The organism is Quisquiliibacterium sp., assembly GCF_982640115.1.
Genome location: NZ_CEXFHW010000253.1, coordinates 1 through 4212 on the forward strand (window position 1 = coordinate 1; position 4212 = coordinate 4212).

Annotated in this window: 5 protein-coding genes and 2 pseudogenes; 3 read left to right on the forward strand and 4 right to left on the reverse strand. The window is 72.0% G+C overall.

What is annotated here, in order from left to right:
* The 4 genes and pseudogenes from AC2H6A_RS18280 to AC2H6A_RS18295 all read right to left on the reverse strand — a co-directional run.
* A pseudogene (locus AC2H6A_RS18280) lies at positions 1–212 on the reverse strand (energy transducer TonB); the annotation flags it as partial.
* Positions 209–646, reverse strand: a complete 438-nt coding sequence (locus tag AC2H6A_RS18285) for an ExbD/TolR family protein (RefSeq protein WP_484275149.1) — start codon at positions 644–646, stop codon at positions 209–211. The gene AC2H6A_RS18285 and the pseudogene AC2H6A_RS18280, both read right to left, overlap by 4 nt.
* A gap of 19 nt (positions 647–665) precedes the next feature.
* Positions 666–1091, reverse strand: coding sequence for an ExbD/TolR family protein (locus tag AC2H6A_RS18290; RefSeq protein WP_484275150.1), 426 nt, complete (start codon positions 1089–1091; stop codon positions 666–668).
* Positions 1092–1094: 3 nt separating this feature from the next.
* Complete coding sequence (locus AC2H6A_RS18295) at positions 1095–1865, reverse strand: MotA/TolQ/ExbB proton channel family protein (protein ID WP_484275151.1); 771 nt, start codon at positions 1863–1865, stop codon at positions 1095–1097.
* A gap of 158 nt (positions 1866–2023) precedes the next feature.
* Here AC2H6A_RS18295 and fabI point away from each other — a divergent pair, with 158 nt between their 5' ends.
* The 3 genes and pseudogenes from fabI to AC2H6A_RS18310 all read left to right on the forward strand — a co-directional run.
* Entirely contained in the window at positions 2024–2824 is an 801-nt protein-coding gene (gene fabI, locus AC2H6A_RS18300) for an enoyl-ACP reductase FabI (RefSeq protein WP_484275152.1), read from the forward strand.
* Positions 2825–2890: 66 nt separating this feature from the next.
* On the forward strand, positions 2891–3562 hold the full coding sequence (locus AC2H6A_RS18305) for an ABC transporter ATP-binding protein (RefSeq protein WP_484275153.1): 672 nt from the start codon (positions 2891–2893) through the stop codon (positions 3560–3562).
* Positions 3563–3584: 22 nt separating this feature from the next.
* Positions 3585–4212 (forward strand): annotated as a pseudogene (locus AC2H6A_RS18310) (ABC transporter permease); the annotation flags it as partial.

Consider the following 4212-nt stretch of genomic DNA (forward strand, 5'->3'; position numbering starts at 1 on the left):
GGGGGCGGGGGCGGCGGGGGCGGCGGCGGGATCACCCGCGGCTCCTGGATGAGCCGGGCCTGCACGGGCTTCTCGGGGTTGTCGGTCGGCTTGCGGCCCAGACCGGCCATGAGCGCGACGCCGGCGACCAGATGCACGCCGACCACCGCGCCCAGCCCGAGCAGCCGGCGACGACGCTGCATCGCCACCCAGGAACCCGTGGCCGCACTCACTCGGCGAACTGCTCGCTGCCGACCACGCCGAGGCGGGTCAGACCGGCACGGCGTGAGGCGGCAAGCACGCCGGCGACCACCTCGTAGCGGGCCTTGCGGTCGGGGCGCAGGTGAATCTCGGGCTGCACCGGCTGGGCGGCAGCGGCCGCCATGCGCGCGGCGAGTTCTTCGGGACCGGCGAGCGCCGTGCCCTGCCAGCGGATCATGCCCGTGGCGTCGACATCGATGCGGACCACCTCCGGCTCCTCGCGCACCGGCGGCGGGGGTCCGACCGGCAGATTGAGGTTCACCGAGTGGAGCTGGATCGGGATGGTGATGATCAGCATGATCAGCAGCACCAGCATCACGTCGATCAGCGGCGTGGTGTTGATCTCGACCAGCACCGCCGGATCGGCGTCGGCGCGGCGCAGGGTCCGGCGTTTCGGCGGGGACATGACCGGTTCCAGGAGGACCTCAGCGAGCCGCCGGCTCGGTGATGAACGAGACCCGCGCGATGCCGGCACGCTGACAGGCAAGCAGCACCCGCCCCACCGATTCGTAGTCGGCCGCCATGTCGCCGCGGATCTGCACCTCGGGCTGCGGCTGCAGGCCGGCCACGGCCGCGAGCCGCTCGCGCAGCGCGGCGGTACCGCCCAGACGCAGGTCGTGCCAGTAGATGGCACCCTCGCGGTCGACCGAGACCACGATGTTCTCGGGCCGGGACTCGCGAACCTCGACCGTCTCTCGGGGCAGCTCGAGCGCGACCGACGTGGTGACCACCGGGATGGTGATGAGGAAGATGATCAGCAGCACCAGCATCACATCGACCAGCGGCGTGGTGTTGATGGCGGCGATCACCTCGTCATCGCCATCGGCCGAGGGCCCGACCCCGATGGCCATGGATCAGCCCGCCCTGGCGCGCGGCGCGGCAATCATGACCGCGAGCAGGTCGGCACCGAAGCCACGCACCTCGTCCATGATCAGGCGGTTGCGGCGGACGAGCCAGTTGTAGCCGAGCACCGCCGGCACCGCCACCGCCAGGCCGATGGCGGTCATGATCAGCGCCTCACCGACCGGGCCGGCCACCTTGTCGATGGAGGCCTGGCCGGCCACGCCGATGGCGGTGAGGGCGTGATAGATGCCCCAGACCGTGCCGAACAGACCCACGAAGGGGCTGGTGGAACCCACGGTGGCCAGAAAAGACAGGCCATCCTGGCTGCGGCTCTGGGCGCGGTCGACGGCACGCTGGATCGACAGGGTGATCCATTCCTCGGGAGCCATCTGCGCGACCAGGCCGGTGTGCTGCTGCGCGGCCGACAGACCGGCCTCGGCCACCAGGCGAAAGGGGCTGCCCTCGGCCAGGCGAGCCACGCCGGCGGCGACCGACTCGGCCTGCCAGAAATCCTGGAGGGAGCCGACCTGACGCCGCACCCGGGCCTGGTCGAGCGCACGCGTGACGATGAGGTACCAGCTGCCCATCGACATGATCAGCATGATCAGCAGCACCGTCCTGGCGACGAGGTCGGCGCCACTCCAGAGCGCGGCCAGTCCGTAGGGGTTGTCGGCGACGGACTGGGCTGCCGCCGGCAGGCCGGCCAGTGCCAGCACAGCCCCGCAGATCACCAGGACCGACGGCAGGGACCGGCGAGGGGGCGTCGGATGGCAGGCAGACATGGGGGCTCCCGGGAGGCATACCGGCCACGGGCAGCGTCCGGGCGGGCAAAACCCGGATTCTATGACGAAGCCGGGTCGGCCCCGGGCCGGGCTCATGAGAGAATCCGCCGCCATTGACCACCCGCCGGGCTTCCCGGTCCCGCACAGGAATCCATCCCATGGGCTTTCTCGCCGGCAAACGCATCCTGATCACCGGCCTGCTGTCGAACCGATCGATCGCCTATGGCGTGGCCCGGGCCTGCCACGAGCAGGGCGCCGAACTCGCCTTCACCTACCAGAACGAGCGCTTCAAGGACCGGGTGGCCGAGATGGCCGCGGCCTTCGGCTCGGAACTGATCTTCCCCTGCGATGTGGCTGAAGACGCGCAGATCGAGGGCCTGTTCACCGCGCTGGGTGCGCGCTGGGACGGGCTCGATGGCCTGGTGCACGCGATCGCCTTTGCGCCGCGCGAGGCCATCGCCGGCGACTTTCTCGAGGGCCTGTCGCGCGAGGCCTTCCGGGTGGCCCACGATGTGTCGAGCTACAGCTTCGCGGCACTCGCCAAGGCGGCCTGGCCGATGATGCAGGGTCGCCGCGGCGCCCTGCTCACCCTGAGCTATCTCGGCGCCGAGCGCATGGTGCCCAACTACAACACCATGGGGCTGGCCAAGGCCAGCCTGGAGGCCTCGGTGCGTTACCTGGCCGAGAGCCTCGGACCGCGCGGCATCCGGGTGAACGGCATCTCGGCCGGCCCGATCCGCACGCTGGCCGCCAGCGGCATCAAGGGCTTCTCGCGCATGCTCTCGCTGGTCGAGAGCAATGCCCCGCTGCGCCGCAATGTCACCATCGACGATGTCGGCAACGTGGCCGCCTTCCTGCTGTCGGACCTTGCCGGCGGCGTGACCGCCGAGATCACCTATGTCGACGGCGGCTTCAATGCCGTGATGAGCGGCGTGGCTGGCGACGGCGATTCCGCCTGAGCGAGCCGCGAGGCCCCACCGCCGGGCCCGGGAGCCTGCCGGGGCATCGCACGGGCGCCTGATGCCATGACCGCGCCACCGCTGCTCGAACTCTCCGATGTCGGCCGTCGTCTCGGCGGGCGCTGGGTCCTGCGCGGACTTGGGCTGAGCCTGCATGCCGGCGAGCGTGTGGCCCTGCTCGGCGAATCGGGCTCGGGCAAGTCGACGCTGCTCAACCTGGTTGCGGGCCTCGACACCCCCGATGAAGGCCGCATCCGCTTCGACGGACATGAGCTGCCCGCCGGCAGCGCCGATGCCAGCGCCGCACGGCGTCGCGACGCCCTCGGCTTCGTCTTCCAGGCCTTTCACCTGATCGCGCATCTCACCCTCGCGCAGAACGTGGCGGTGCCGCTGCTGCTGCAGGGCTGCCCGCGGGCGCAGGCGCTGACGCGGGCCGACGCCCTGCTGGCCCGCGTTGGACTGGCGGGGCGGGGCGCGGGCCTGCCGCGCGAGCTCTCGGGCGGCGAGCAGCAACGGGTGGCGCTCGCGCGAGCGCTGGTGCACCGGCCGCGCCTGGTGCTGGCCGACGAACCCACCGGCAATCTCGACCCGGCCACCGCGGCGCGCGCGCTGCGGCTGATCGAGGACGAGATCGCGGCCAGCGGCGCGGCGCTGCTGATGGTCACCCACTCGACCCAGGCCGCGGCCTTCTGCGACCGTCGCCTCGAACTGCATGACGGCATCCTGCGTCCCGGCTGAGGCCGCGGTACACAGCGCAGCCGTGCGCTGGCGGGCCCGCGCCAGCCTCCTCGGCTGGCTGCTCGCCGGCCAGTGGCGCGCCCAGCCGGGCCGGCTGGGGATCGCGGTGCTGGCGATCGCCATCGGGGTTGCGCTCGGGCTGGCCATCGATCTGGTGAACCGCAGCGCGGTCGCGGAGTTCGGTCAGGCCCTCGCGGTGGTCAATGGCGAGGCGCATGCCACGGTGTCGGCGCGCGCGGCCGGCATCGACGAGGCAATCTACCCGGCCCTGCTCGCCGATCCGGGCATCGCCGCGGCCAGCCCGGTGATCGAGACCAGCCTGAGCGTCGGTGGCAAGTCGCTGAAGCTGCTCGGGATCGACCCCATGCGTGCGGCCGAGGTCACGCCCGGTCTGCTGCCGGCAGCCGAGGGTGAGGGATCGGCCTCGAGCCTGTTCGACGCGGATGCGCTGTTCCTGTCGGCGGCGGCGCAGACCCAATGGGGCGTGAAGCCCGGCGACACCCTGGAAGCAGCCTCGGGCGCACTGCGGCTGCGCCTGCGGGTGGCCGGCAGCGTGCCGGGCGCCGCGCCGGGCCAGCGCCTTGCCGTGATGGACATCGCCGCCTTGCAGTGGCGCCTGGGCTGGCTCGGTCGGGTCTCGCGCATCGACC